The sequence below is a fragment of the Pseudomonas sp. P9_35 genome, from assembly GCF_034008205.1.
In the GTDB taxonomy this organism is placed as follows: Bacteria; Pseudomonadota; Gammaproteobacteria; order Pseudomonadales; family Pseudomonadaceae; genus Aquipseudomonas; species Aquipseudomonas kilonensis.
The window spans coordinates 5139021-5151349 of record NZ_CP125373.1 but is presented as its reverse complement, the minus strand read 5'-3'; the positions used below and the strand labels follow the sequence as shown (position 1 = coordinate 5151349).

Below are 12329 nucleotides of genomic sequence, written 5' to 3'. Positions count from 1 at the left end.
GCTCACGACTGCCAGGGCCTTCAGCCCTTTTTCTCGCCCGACGCGGAGCGATGAACGCCAGGAACCAGCGCTTCCCATGCGAGCCAACGTCCTGCCTGGATCTGCCATGAGGGCACCCGGCAAGCCCATTCTTTCTGTGGTTTCCTGGCGAATACCGGTAGCCGAGGTTTGCGCACAACCTTGCTATTGAGCGTGCTGACACAGAACTTCGAGTAGTTTTTCAGTTCTTTGAGTTCAAGTGACAGCATGTCTTTTGGGCACAGTAACAGTACGTCCCCAAAGGAATACAACTGGAACGCCTCGACTTCTATTTTTTGCGCAGCAACCTGACGTGTTTTCCACATGGTCGCGCTCAGGTCTTGCAGTTTTATCTCTTCTGGCAAGGCGTATCGCTCCGCCGTTTGTTGGCGAACCGATAAGCCTCCTGCTGCGATGTAGGTGATCTGGCTCAAACTGCCTGGCGAGAGCAATGTGAAGACGCAGAAGGCCAGGATCATTGCGACCAGGCCATTGAAGGTCCGCCTGTAGATATCCCCCTTGAAACAATAAAATATGATGACCGGTAACAGCGTGAAGATGAGAGTCAGCCAGGAAACGCCCGCCACGTAGGGGACGGTGTCGGGCGTTTCCCTCTCCATATAGGAACGTATCGTCAAAAGGATTGGAAAGGCGGCGAAGATCACCGTCAGGAATATGGAGAACGAGAGCAGCGTGACGAGCCCGAGTGCTTTGCGAGCCCTTATCCATGACAGGAATCGCTGCCATTTTTCTTTTATCCAGAGCCGTGCGGACGCCGTCTTATTTCCGTGCGCAAACGCGTACCATTTTTTCAGCCAGGCTTTCGGCGGGCGGGTCGCCTTATGCGGCGAACGCTTCTTCTTTGTTTGCTTGTGGGTCTCCAAGCGTTTCAAGCGGGCGCGATTCAGCCTGGCTTGGACTAGTGTGCTTTTCCTGACAATTCTCTTGAAAGGTGTGACGGCGTACATGAGCCAGCACACAACGAAGACGATCAGGAGCAACGCTATAAATGTCTCCCAGGCGTTCAATAGTATGGGTGGGAAGAAGGTAGCCCAGATGAATGCGCTAAACCCCACCACGGTCAGGATCGTCAGATAAAACAGGACTCTCGGTTGATCATCTTTCAAATTAGAAAAAAGCAAAACCGAGCAGCCGAACATCCACGTGGTTCCCCCAAGGATGAATAGATATGAAAGCATCAGCAGCAGGACCAGCACGACCCAGACCAACAGCGCAGACTTCACATCAATCGACGGCATGAAAAGGTCGATACGTCCAATCGTGCGGGTATAGAGATACAGCGTGATGAACCCTAACCCCGTCGCGAGCAGGCCGAAAGTGACCGTAATTTGAGTCCAGTAGGAAAGAATGCGTTTGACGGTTCGCTTTAGCACTTCAGCGAAGGTTCTGTCAGGCGTGACGGACAAGGCGTAGCTCCCTTACGAGGTAAAAATCCTGGCAGGTATAGTAACGCCAAGTCGCACCCGCTAAATCTTCAACCTATCAAGTCCTCCTACTGGAAATTCAGCGGATGTGCTGTCCGTAATGTTTCGGGTCCAGGCGCAATACCATCACCATCATCAACGCCATGACCGCCGTGAGCGACCACCAGGCCCACTCAAAACTCCCCAATTGGTCGCGGATCATCCCGGCAATCAATGGCGAGAGGCCGGCGATGAGATAGCCGACACCCTGCACGAACGCGGTAAGGCCACCGGCCCGGCGTGGGTTGTCCAGGTGGTCGAGGGATACGATCAGGCTCATGGGGAACAGGCCGCCGATACCCAGCCCCAGCAGGCAGGCCCAGAGCAGGCTGAAGCGTTCCGGACTGAGGATCAGGCCGCAGAAGCCGCCGATGATCAGGGCCAGCAGGACGGTCAGGACCAGGCGTTTATCCCGGCTGCGGTTGGCAATCGCCGGAGTGACCAGGCCGGATAACACTTCCATTGCCGTGAGGAACCCTAGCAGCAGGCCAGCGTGCTGTTCGCTCCAGCCCTTTTCCACGTAGTACGGCGCCAGCCAGGCCAGCACGCAGGTGTAGGAGGCGGTGCCCAGGCCAAAGAAAATCGCCAGGAGCCAGGCCCGGGCGTTGCTGGAAAACGCTTCGTGATGCCGGGACGCTGTTTCGGGCAAGGGCGTGATGTTCGAGCGCTGGGCGTACCAGCAGCCCAGGGCGACCAGCGCCAACAATGCCCAGATCGCCAGGCCGACGCGCCAACTGCCGGTCTGCGTCAGGACAAAGGGTGAAAACGATGCGGCAATCGCCGCCCCGCCCATGATGGAGGTGACGTACAAACCCATGAACAGCGAGACGTTGTCGGCGAAGCGCGACTTGATCAGTGCCGGCATCACAGCCTGGATCAAGGCGATCCCGAGCCCGGCCACGATCGCACTGGCGATCAACCCGGCGGCGCTGTCCAGGTACAAGCGCGAGGCCGTGGCGATGCCAATGATCAACAGCGACAGCACGATGGTGCGGTGTTCACCGATGCGCAGGGCGATGCGCATGCCCAGGAACATCGCCAGGCCCATCGCCATGACGGGCAACATGGTCAGCAGCGAGGCGGTACTGAAACTCAAGGGCACCTCGCCGCGAATGGCCGACAACAACGGCCCGACCGCCGCCATCGAGGGCCGCAGGTTCAGCGCCACCAAGACGATGCTGACCATCAGCCAGATGGCGTGGGTGGTTGAGGTTCGAATGTTTTCCATGGAGCCGCCTTTGCTGGACAAAAGGGCATTTAGGCCGGCTGCAGTCGTTGTGGGCAAATTGAAAATCGGAAAGAGGTATTTAAAAATTCGATGGCGCTACAGGCGCTTGTCCGAGAATTAAATGTTCGATGCCCATCCCTGTGGGAGCGAGCTTGCTCGCGATAGCGGTGGGTCAGCTTACATTGATGTGGATGTATTGCCGCCATCGCGAGCAAGCTCGCTCCCACAGAGGGGAAGGTTTAATCCGGTGTCGGGCTCAGCGTCCCCAGCCACGCCACCAACCCAAGGACGGTCACCGCCACAGCGAACTCCAGGACCATGCTGCGCCGCAGGGCATTCACCGCGACCCTGTGCTGGCCGGTCTGTCGAGCCTGCTCCAGCAGTGGGCTCAGGTGAAAGCGGTTCAACGCGGCGAACACCAGCATGGCGGCGAACAAGATGAGCTTGAGCGCCAGCAACTGACCGTAGGTGCTGTCCAGCAACCCTTCGACGCTTGGGCCGGCGATGAACAGATAATTCACCACTCCCGTCACACTGATGACCGCCACGATCACCGCCCCGGCGGTTTCAAACCCGGTCAATGTCCGGGCCAGTACCGCCAACTGCGGTTCGGCCTGGCGAAGCAGCAGGGCAAACGCGGCCAAGGCCCCGACCCAGCCACCCGCCGCCCACAGGTGCAGGAAGTCGGTGATGAAGTGCCAGTTGCGGCGTGTGCCTTCGTCCATGGCGCCGTGCCCTGCCCAGGCCAGCGTCGCCAAGGCCACGGCTCCGCCGAGCATGACCAGGCCCAGGCTGGCGGTCGGCCAACGTTTATTGAGCGTCACGGCGACACCGGCCAGCAGCAGCGCCGCTATCCGCAGTGTCCAACTCGAACCGACGTCGGTCTCCAACACCATCATTTCAATGTGCGGCCACAGTTCGGCCCAGTCTGAAACACCGCTCATGGCCCAGGCCATGCACGCCATGGCGGCGAAGGAGAGCAACCCGCCCAGCACCGCCGAGATCAGCAGCAGCGGTGTGAAAGGCAACTGCGCACCCGACACCCGCTCCTGGCCTCGCAGGCTATAGAGCCCGAACGCGGCCAGACCGAACAGCAACATCAGATCCAAATACAGGGCAAAACGCAGGGCAATGTTGATCGAGTCGCTCATCAACTCACTTCACCTTGAACGTGACGTTACCGGTGATCGGGTGAGTGTCGGACGACACCGCGCGCCACTGGACCTGATAGGTGCCGGCGGTGAGGGGACCATTCGGGACAATGACCATGGTTTTCGGGTCATCGCTGCCGGAGACCTTGGCTGGCATAGGCATGGGCGAATGCGCCGCCATGCCGGGCATCTCGGTCATCATCAGCTTGGCGCCGGAAAACTTGGTCATCAGGTTTTCGGAAAAATGCAGCTCGATTTTTGCCGGTGCCGCCCCGTCTGCACCTTCGGCAGGGGTAGAGGACAGCAGTTTCGGGTGGGCCTGGGCCAGGCCACAGACCAACAGGCCGGTGGACAAGGCGACAGCGACAACAGCGGTTTTGATGAATGACATGCAAGGACTCCTACAGCTTGGTTTTTTAGTTTTGAGTGAAACAGGTCAGTGGCTCAGAACCACATGCGCACGCCCAACACCAGGCGGGCTTCGCTGCGGTCTTCGCCATCTTCACGGGCGTAGTCGGCGGTGTTGCCGTAGACCCGATTCCAGGTGACGCCAATGTAGGGGGCGAATTCGCGGCGTATTTCATAACGCAGCCGCACGCCGAGTTCGGTGTCCGACAGCCCTGAGCCGACGCCGCGTGCGGGGTCGTTCTTGCCATAGAAGTTGACCTCGGCGGTGGGCTGCAGGATCAACCGATTGGTCAGCAAGATGTCGTAGTCGCCTTCCAGCCGCGCCGCGCTCTGGCCACCTTCGCCGATGAACGCGGTGGCTTCGGCTTCGAAGTTGTACAGCGCCATGCCTTGCACGCCGAAGGCGGCCCAGGTTTGCGCATCGCCCGGCTTGAAGTCCTGGCGTACGCCGGCCACCACGTCCCACCAAGGACTGATGGCGTGGCCCCACAGGGCCTGAAGTTCCGCCTCTTCGGTCTTGCCGTTGAGGCGTTCACCTTCGGAGCGCAGCCACAAACGATCAATGTCGCCACCGATCCAGCCGGAGGCATCCCAGCTCAGGGCGCTGCCGTCATCGGCGTCTTGCCACTCCAGTTGGTCGATGAGGAAAAACGAATTGATAGCGCTGTCGTGCATCGCGTGTCCGCCATGATCCTCGTAGACGGCGGCGCGGTCGGCGGCGGTCAGTTCCGGGATCGGCGTGCGGCTGCTGGTCGGCGCTGATTGCATGGGTTCCATGCCCTGCATCGAGTCCATGCCTTGCATCTGGCTATGGTCCATTCCGGGCATCTGGCTGTGATCCATGCCTTGCATGTCGTTGCCCGCCGCCCAGGCCGAGGTGGCGCCGAGGGTCAGGCTGGCAATGAGTGCCATGGGGTATTGAAAAACACTGGTCATGGTCGGCTCCTCATTCCTGCACCCGAACTTCACGGAACATCCCCATCTCCATGTGAAACAGCAGATGACAGTGGTACGCCCAGCGCCCGAGGGCATCGGCGGTGACGCGGTAGCTACGCTTGGCGCCCGGTGGCACGTCGATGGTGTGCTTGCGCACCATGAACTGGCCGTTCTCGTCCTCCAGGTCGCTCCACATGCCGTGCAGGTGGATGGGGTGGGTCATCATGGTGTCGTTGATCAGCACGATGCGCAGTCGCTCGCCGTACTTGAGCAGCAGCGGCGCGGCGTCGGAAAATTTCACGCCGTTGAACGACCAGGCGAATTTCTCCATGTGCCCGGTCAGGTGCAGCTCGATCGTACGGCCCGGCTCGCGGCCGTCGGGGTCGGGGAAGGTGCTGCGCAGGTCTGAGTAGGTCAGCACTTTGCGGCCGTTGTCGCGCAGCCCCATACCCGGGTCGTCGAGCTTGGGCTTGACGCTCATGGCCTGCATGTCCACCAGGGGGTTGTCTTTCTCGGTGTCGGGGTGCGAGAGCATGCCGTCCATGCCTTGCATGGCACCGTGATCCATCCCGGCCATGTCGCCCATGCCCTGCATCTGGCTGTGATCCATACCTTGCATCGAGCTGTCGTCCATCCCGGCCATGCCCTGCATCGAGCCGTGGTCCATGCCGCTCATTTGCCCCATGTCGGCCATGCTGCCGTGGTCCATGCCACCCATGCCCATGTCGTCCATGGTCACCAATGGCCGCGGGTCCAGGGGCGGCACCGGTGCCGACAACCCGGCCCTGGCCGCGAGAGTGCCGCGGGCATAGCCGGTGCGGTCCATGGACTGGGCGAACAGGGTGTAGGCCTCCTCGGTCGGTTCGACGATGACGTCATAGGTTTCGGCCACGGCGATCCGAAACTCATCGACACTCACCGGTTTGACGTATTGGCCGTCGGACGCCACCACCGTCATCTTCAAGCCGGGAATGCGCACGTCGAAATAGCTCATGGCCGAGCCGTTGATAAAGCGCAGGCGAAGACGTTCGCCAGGCCTGAACAGGCCGGTCCAGTTCATGTCCGGCGCCTGGCCGTTCATGAGGTAGGTGTAGGTGGCGCCACTGACATCGGCCAGGTCAGTGGGATTCATCTTCATCTCGGCCCACATCTTGCGATCGGCCACGGTGCTGGCCCAGCCGTTCTTGCCCACATCGTCAATGAAGTCGCCGACGGTGCGTTTGTTGTAGTTGTAGTAGTCCGACTGTTTCTTGAGCTTGCGAAGGATGTTGCCGGGGTCTTCATCGGTCCAGTCGGTGAGCATCACCACGTAGTCCCGTTCGTACTGGAAGGGCTCCGGTTCCCTGGCGTCGATCACCAGCGGGCCGTAGACCCCGGATTGTTCCTGGAAGCCGGAATGGCTGTGGTACCAGTAGGTGCCGTTTTGCCGGACCTTGAACTGATACACGTACATGCCGTCGGGTTCGATGCCCTTGAAACTCAACCCCGGAACGCCGTCCATGTTGGCTGGCAGCAGGATGCCGTGCCAGTGGATGGAGGTTGTATCCTTCAAGCGATTGCGCACCCGCAGGGTCACGGTGTCGCCTTCACGCCAGCGCAGCAGCGGGCCGGGAATGCCGCCGTTGATGGTTTGGGCGGTACGTGGGTGGCCGGTGAAGTTGACCGGGCTTTCGCCGATGAACAGATCGAACTCGGTGCCGCTCAGGACGTTGGGCTGGCCCGGCCCGGTGACCGCCCAGACAGGCGCGCGCCACAAGCCCAGGCCGCCAAGGATGCCGCCGGCAGTCAGGCCCTTTACGAAGGTTCGCCGGGAAGTTTTTGTTTGCATACGATGGAAGTCCGTCAGTCGATTCGCAGCGAACACGGGGGCAATCCCCCTGTGTCGCTTTGAAAAGAAGATGACATAAGCCGGCCGGGCAGGTGATTACATTTCGGTCAGCTTGCCCTTGCTGGGGCGCGCGTCCGGTTCCAGGGTCGGGTACAGGTCAGAATGATCTTTTGCATCGACGGGATATTCTGTAGCCTTGCCGGCTTCACGCTGTCCCGTGCCTGATTGATACCCACTTTCCCGGCGGTACCCGAGTGGTCCGGAGCCGGGTGTATACTCGACTTTCGCGCTAAACGCGCTTGCAGGTCTTGCGAACATGACGCAAATTTCCGAACGCCTTCTGGTCCAGGCCCACCTCGACGCCAAGCAGCCCAAGCCGCTGACCGCCGAGCAAGAGGCCTGGTACCGCGCCGCCATCGCCGCCGAGCTCAAGGCTCAGGACGCGGTGCTGGTCGCGCACTTCTACTGCGACCCGATCATCCAGGCCCTGGCCGAAGAGACCGGTGGTTGCGTGTCCGACTCCCTGGAAATGGCCCGCTTCGGCAATGCCCACCCCGCCAAGACCGTGGTGGTGGCGGGGGTCAAGTTCATGGGCGAGACCGCCAAGATCCTCAACCCCGAAAAGCGTGTGCTGATGCCCACCCTGGAAGCCACCTGCTCCCTGGACCTGGGCTGCCCGGTGGACGAGTTCTCGGCGTTCTGCGACCAGCATCCGGAGCGCACCGTGGTGGTGTATGCCAACACCTCGGCGGCAGTGAAGGCCCGGGCCGACTGGGTGGTGACGTCCAGTTGCGCGCTGGAAATCGTCGAGAGCCTGATGGACAACGGCGAGACGATCATCTGGGGCCCGGACAAGCACCTTGGCACTTACATCCAGCGCAAGACCGGCGCCGACATGCTGCTCTGGGACGGTGCCTGCATCGTCCACGAAGAGTTCAAGTCCAAACAGTTGGAGGACATGAAGGCGCTGTACCCGGACGCTGCGATCCTGGTGCACCCGGAGTCGCCGACGTCGGTGATCGAACTGGCGGATGCCGTGGGCTCCACCAGCCAATTGATCGCCGCGGCCCAGACGCTGCCGAACAAGACGCTGATCGTCGCCACCGACCGGGGCATTTTCTACAAGATGCAGCAGCTGTGCCCGGACAAGGTCTTCATCGAAGCCCCTACCGCTGGTAACGGCGCGGCGTGCCGCAGTTGCGCACACTGCCCATGGATGGCGATGAATACCCTGGAGCGTACGCTCAAGAGCTTGCAGGAGGGTGCCAACGAGATCTTCGTCGACCCGGCGCTGATCCCCCAGGCGATTCGCCCGCTCAAGCGCATGCTGGACTTCACCCAGGCGGCGCGGATGAAGCTGGCGGGCAATGCCTGACTGTTGGAAGGCTGAGGCTTCAAGACGTTGATCGTTCCCACGCTCTGCGTGGGAACGCCTCCGCGGACGCTCCGCGTTCGGCTTTTTGGGACGCAGAGCGTCCCGGGCTACATTCCCACGCAGAGCGTGGGAACGATCAAACCCACTGACGTGGTGTTCTTACTTGGTCTTCTTGGGAATCCGCACCAACTGCGTATCCGAGTAGATGTCATGCCAGCTGCGCTTGCGCTTGTCGAACAGCACCCAGATGAAGCCCAGCCCCACCAGCAGCAATGACGCAATCGATACCACGAACCGCAACAGCGCCTGCCATAGGCTGATGGCCGTGCCATCGGCATTCTGTACGCGGATGCACCACACCTGCATGCCCAGGGTCTGGCCGTTGTGGGTCCAGAACTTGGCGAAGAAGCCGAACAGCACGAACAGCAGCACGGTGGATAGCAGCGGGTCACCGTCCAGTGCGCCGGCTTCGGTCAGGGCACGCATTTTTTCTTCGCCGATGATCGCCATCTGGATCATCTTGTAGGCGCCGCTGGTGACGATCAGCAGCGCGGTGCACAGTAAGAAGTCATAGAACATCGCGGCCAGGCGACGACCCAGGCCGGCGGGAGGAAAGTCGCCCTGGGGGGTGAGCAGGTGTTTCGGCATGACGGCCTCGGACGAAAAAAGAAGCCATTTTACGGATTTACGCCCATAAAAAAGCCCCTGATATCAATCAGGGGCTTTTTAGTGTGCGAAAGCCTTAGGCTTCTGCTTGAACCTCGTCAGCCTGCATGCCTTTCTGGCCTTGCACAGCAACGAAAGTGACTTTCTGGCCTTCTTTCAGGCTCTTGAAGCCGTTGCCCTGGATGGCGCGGAAATGCACGAACAGGTCCGGACCGCTTTCAGGCGTGATAAAACCAAAACCCTTCTCGTCGTTGAACCACTTGACGGTACCGCTCTGACGTTGAGACATTTTCTTATTTCCTTTGACGCTAAAATTGATGACAGCCTCTTTCGCATGAAAGAGTACTGGGGCTGGGTTGCAGGAAAGTAAGAGACGTCGAACGGGATGTAGCGAACTTCATAAGCTACTGCCCAGGTCACGATTCCAAGCGACCCATGCAAACACAGTGACCAAACTCTACGCCAACTACGAATGAAAAAACAACCCCCCGGGGAAGCCCCGTATTTGCTCAGCTTGCAAGCATTTACATACACCACCGGGCGGAGCTTATTCGATAGGCTAGTTCAATTGTTTGCGACCGTTATAAGCGTTGTTCAATGTCTAAAGATATGCACCTTTTTATGGCGGTTGCGTTACACATTAGTGCACGTATAACGCAATCGCGTTACTTATAGAAACAGTCAATCAGCCGCGGTAGTAGCGTTGTGGGACGAATGGCATTTTGCTTACAAGTAAAGGCACCTTTTTCCCACGCACGATGGCCCAGACTGGCGTATCCAGTGCGACATAGGCGCTGTCCAGGTAACCCATCGCCAACGGACCGCCCAGGGTCGGGCCGAAACCGCCGCTGCACACCGCACCGATAATCTCGCCCGCTTCGTTGACGATCTCTGCGCCTTCGCGCACTGGTGTGCGTTCCTGGGGCAGCAGGCCGACGCGTTTGCGCTTCACGCCGCCCTGTTGTTGGGCGAATACGGTTTCAGCGCCGGGGAAACCGCCAGCGCGGGCGCCGTCGGCACGACGTACTTTGGAAATCGCCCACAACAGGCTGGCTTCGATCGGCGTGGTCTCGGTGTTCATGTCGTGGCCGTAGAGGCACAGGCCGGCTTCCAGGCGCAGGGAGTCACGGGCACCGAGGCCGATGGCCGCGACTTCCGGCTCGGCCAGCAGGGCGCGGGCCAGTTTTTCCGCATCGGCGGCGGGTACCGAGATTTCGAAACCGTCTTCACCGGTGTAGCCCGAACGGCTGACAAAGCAGTCCATGCCCAACAGCGTGACGCGCTGGAACTGCATGAAGGTCATCTTCGCCACGTCCGGCGCCAGGCGTGCGAGCACGGCGACGGCGGCCGGGCCTTGCAGGGCGAGCAGGGCGCGGGCTTCGAACAGTGGCTCGATGCTGCACTGCGCGCCAATGTGGGCCCGCAGGTGGGCCAGGTCCTGGTCCTTGCAGGCCGCGTTGACCACCAGGAAGAGTTCGTCATTGCCCAGGTTGGCGACCATCAGGTCGTCGAGGATGCCGCCGTTCTCGTTGGTGAACATGGCGTAGCGCTGCATGCCCACCGGCAGGTCGATGATGTCCACCGGCACCAGGGTTTCCAGGGCCTTGGCGGCGCCTGCGCCGGTCAGGCGGATCTGGCCCATATGGGACACGTCGAACAGCCCGGCCTGATCACGGGTGTGCTGGTGTTCCTTCATCACCCCCAGTGGGTACTGCACCGGCATGTCGTAGCCGGCGAACGGCACCATGCGGGCGCCGAGTTCGAGGTGCAGCGCGTGCAGCGGGGTCTTCAGCAGTTGTTCGGTGGACATATCAGCTCCTGGAAAAAATGTGGAAGTGAGGCCGCATCAGCATTCGATGATGTTGACCGCCAGACCGCCGCGGGCGGTCTCCTTGTATTTGCTTTTCATGTCGGCGCCGGTCTGGCGCATGGTGCGGATGACTTTGTCGAGGGAGACGAAATGATGCCCGTCGCCGCGCATGGCCATGCGCACCGCGTTGATGGCCTTCACCGAACCCATGGCGTTGCGTTCGATGCATGGCACCTGCACCAGGCCGCCAATCGGGTCGCAGGTCAGGCCGAGGTTGTGTTCCATGCCGATCTCGGCGGCGTTTTCCACTTGCTGCACGCTACCACCGAGCACTTCGCAGAGGGCGCCGGCGGCCATGGAACAGGCCACGCCCACTTCCCCCTGGCAACCGACTTCGGCGCCGGAGATGGAGGCGTTTTCCTTGTACAGGATGCCGATGGCGGCGGCGGTCAGCAGGAACCGCACCACGCCATCCTCGCTGGCCCCGGGGATAAAGCGCATGTAGTAATGCAGCACGGCCGGGACGATACCCGCCGCCCCGTTGGTAGGCGCGGTGACGACGCGGCCGCCATAGGCGTTTTCTTCGTTGACCGCCAAGGCGTACAGGTTGACCCAGTCCAGCACTGACAGTGGATCACGCAGTGCGGCTTCGGGGTTCTTGCACAGCTGGCGGTGCAACGCCGCGGCGCGGCGCTTGACCTTCAGCCCGCCTGGCAGAATCCCTTCGTTGCGACAGCCGGCCGCCACGCAATCCTGCATCACCTGCCAGATCTTCAGCAGGCCGGCACGGGTCTCGGCTTCGGGGCGCCAGGCGCTTTCGTTGGTCAGCATCACCTGGCTGATGGACAGGCCATAGGTGCTGCAATGGCCCAGCAGGTCCTTGGCACTCTTGAATGGGAAGGTCAGGGGCGTGGCGTCTTCGACGATGCGATCGGCGCCAGCCGCGTCTTCATCGACGACAAAGCCGCCACCGACCGAGTAGTACTCGCGGCTGCGCACTTGCAGCCCTGCGGCATCGAAGGCGCGGAAGATCATGCCGTTGGGGTGAAAGGCCAACGGCTTGCGGATCATCGCCAGGTGCAGCTTTTCATTGAATTCGATGGAGTGTTCGCCGAGCAGGTTCAGGCGACCGCTGCTGCGGATCGCTTGGAGGCGGGCGTCGACGGTTTCGGTGTCCACGGTGTCGGGATGCTCGCCTTCCAGGCCCAGCAGCACGGCCTTGTCGCTGCCGTGGCCCTTGCCGGTGGCGCCGAGCGAGCCGTAGAGCTCGACCTTGACGCTGGTGGTGCAATTGAGCAAGTCATCGCGACGCAGCCCCTCGGCGAAACGGGCAGCGGCACGCATCGGGCCGACGGTATGGGAGCTGGAAGGGCCGATACCGATCTTGAACAGGTCGAACACGCTTAACGACATGGTGTTTCTCCG

Annotated in this window: 11 protein-coding genes; 1 reads left to right on the top strand and 10 read right to left on the bottom strand. The window is 60.9% G+C overall.

Annotated elements, in window-relative coordinates:
* Positions 1-20: 20 nt before the first annotated feature.
* The 6 genes from QMK47_RS22780 to QMK47_RS22755 all read right to left on the bottom strand — a co-directional run bounded on the left by QMK47_RS22780 (position 21) and on the right by QMK47_RS22755 (position 7053).
* Complete coding sequence (locus QMK47_RS22780; protein WP_320389370.1) at positions 21-1445, bottom strand: hypothetical protein; 1425 nt, start codon at positions 1443-1445, stop codon at positions 21-23.
* A gap of 97 nt (positions 1446-1542) precedes the next feature.
* Positions 1543-2730 (bottom strand): cyanate transporter, encoded by a 1188-nt coding sequence (locus QMK47_RS22775; RefSeq protein WP_214509421.1) that lies wholly within the window; start codon positions 2728-2730, stop codon positions 1543-1545.
* Positions 2731-2969: 239 nt separating this feature from the next.
* Positions 2970-3881 carry a copper homeostasis membrane protein CopD gene (copD, locus tag QMK47_RS22770; protein ID WP_253477564.1) on the bottom strand — a complete coding sequence of 304 codons (912 nt, stop codon included), beginning with the start codon at positions 3879-3881 and terminating at the stop codon, positions 2970-2972.
* A 4-nt stretch (positions 3882-3885) separates the two neighbouring features.
* The gene (copC, locus tag QMK47_RS22765; RefSeq protein WP_253477561.1) at positions 3886-4272 is read right to left on the bottom strand and encodes a copper homeostasis periplasmic binding protein CopC; all 387 of its coding nucleotides are present in this window, start codon (positions 4270-4272) and stop codon (positions 3886-3888) included.
* Between the two features lie 53 nt (positions 4273-4325).
* The gene (locus QMK47_RS22760; protein ID WP_253477558.1) at positions 4326-5225 is read right to left on the bottom strand and encodes a copper resistance protein B; all 900 of its coding nucleotides are present in this window, start codon (positions 5223-5225) and stop codon (positions 4326-4328) included.
* A gap of 10 nt (positions 5226-5235) precedes the next feature.
* Positions 5236-7053 (bottom strand): copper resistance system multicopper oxidase, encoded by a 1818-nt coding sequence (locus QMK47_RS22755; RefSeq protein WP_320389369.1) that lies wholly within the window; start codon positions 7051-7053, stop codon positions 5236-5238.
* Between the two features lie 316 nt (positions 7054-7369).
* On the opposite strand from QMK47_RS22755, the gene nadA reads away from it, so the two are divergent.
* Positions 7370-8428, top strand: a complete 1059-nt coding sequence (gene nadA, locus QMK47_RS22750) for a quinolinate synthase NadA (RefSeq protein ID WP_003205010.1) — start codon at positions 7370-7372, stop codon at positions 8426-8428.
* Between the two features lie 159 nt (positions 8429-8587).
* On the opposite strand, the gene QMK47_RS22745 is transcribed toward nadA, so the two are convergent.
* The 4 genes from QMK47_RS22745 to QMK47_RS22730 all read right to left on the bottom strand — a co-directional run bounded on the left by QMK47_RS22745 (position 8588) and on the right by QMK47_RS22730 (position 12317).
* Positions 8588-9076: an RDD family protein gene (locus QMK47_RS22745; protein WP_212799240.1), complete on the bottom strand. Its 489-nt coding sequence runs from the start codon at positions 9074-9076 to the stop codon at positions 8588-8590.
* Between the two features lie 94 nt (positions 9077-9170).
* Complete coding sequence (locus QMK47_RS22740) at positions 9171-9383, bottom strand: cold-shock protein (protein ID WP_003175786.1); 213 nt, start codon at positions 9381-9383, stop codon at positions 9171-9173.
* 396 nt (positions 9384-9779) lie between these two features.
* A complete protein-coding gene (gene gcvT / locus QMK47_RS22735) occupies positions 9780-10904 on the bottom strand; it encodes a glycine cleavage system aminomethyltransferase GcvT (protein WP_258689202.1) in 1125 nt (374 codons plus the stop codon).
* Positions 10905-10940: 36 nt separating this feature from the next.
* Positions 10941-12317: an L-serine ammonia-lyase gene (locus QMK47_RS22730; RefSeq protein ID WP_018614215.1), complete on the bottom strand. Its 1377-nt coding sequence runs from the start codon at positions 12315-12317 to the stop codon at positions 10941-10943.
* Positions 12318-12329 lie beyond the last annotated feature (12 nt).

Excerpts from the sequence above, each read along its gene's own strand:
- copC (WP_253477561.1), bottom strand. The coding sequence starts at position 4,272 with ATGTCATTCATCAAAACCGCTGTTGTCGCTGTCGCCTTGTCCACCGGC.
- QMK47_RS22740 (WP_003175786.1), bottom strand. The coding sequence starts at position 9,383 with ATGTCTCAACGTCAGAGCGGTACCGTCAAGTGGTTCAACGACGAGAAG.
- QMK47_RS22755 (WP_320389369.1), bottom strand. The coding sequence starts at position 7,053 with ATGCAAACAAAAACTTCCCGGCGAACCTTCGTAAAGGGCCTGACTGCC.
- QMK47_RS22730 (WP_018614215.1), bottom strand. The coding sequence starts at position 12,317 with ATGTCGTTAAGCGTGTTCGACCTGTTCAAGATCGGTATCGGCCCTTCC.
- gcvT (WP_258689202.1), bottom strand. The coding sequence starts at position 10,904 with ATGTCCACCGAACAACTGCTGAAGACCCCGCTGCACGCGCTGCACCTC.
- QMK47_RS22775 (WP_214509421.1), bottom strand. The coding sequence starts at position 2,730 with ATGGAAAACATTCGAACCTCAACCACCCACGCCATCTGGCTGATGGTC.
- QMK47_RS22760 (WP_253477558.1), bottom strand. The coding sequence starts at position 5,225 with ATGACCAGTGTTTTTCAATACCCCATGGCACTCATTGCCAGCCTGACC.
- copD (WP_253477564.1), bottom strand. The coding sequence starts at position 3,881 with ATGAGCGACTCGATCAACATTGCCCTGCGTTTTGCCCTGTATTTGGAT.
- QMK47_RS22745 (WP_212799240.1), bottom strand. The coding sequence starts at position 9,076 with ATGCCGAAACACCTGCTCACCCCCCAGGGCGACTTTCCTCCCGCCGGC.
- nadA (WP_003205010.1), top strand. The coding sequence starts at position 7,370 with ATGACGCAAATTTCCGAACGCCTTCTGGTCCAGGCCCACCTCGACGCC.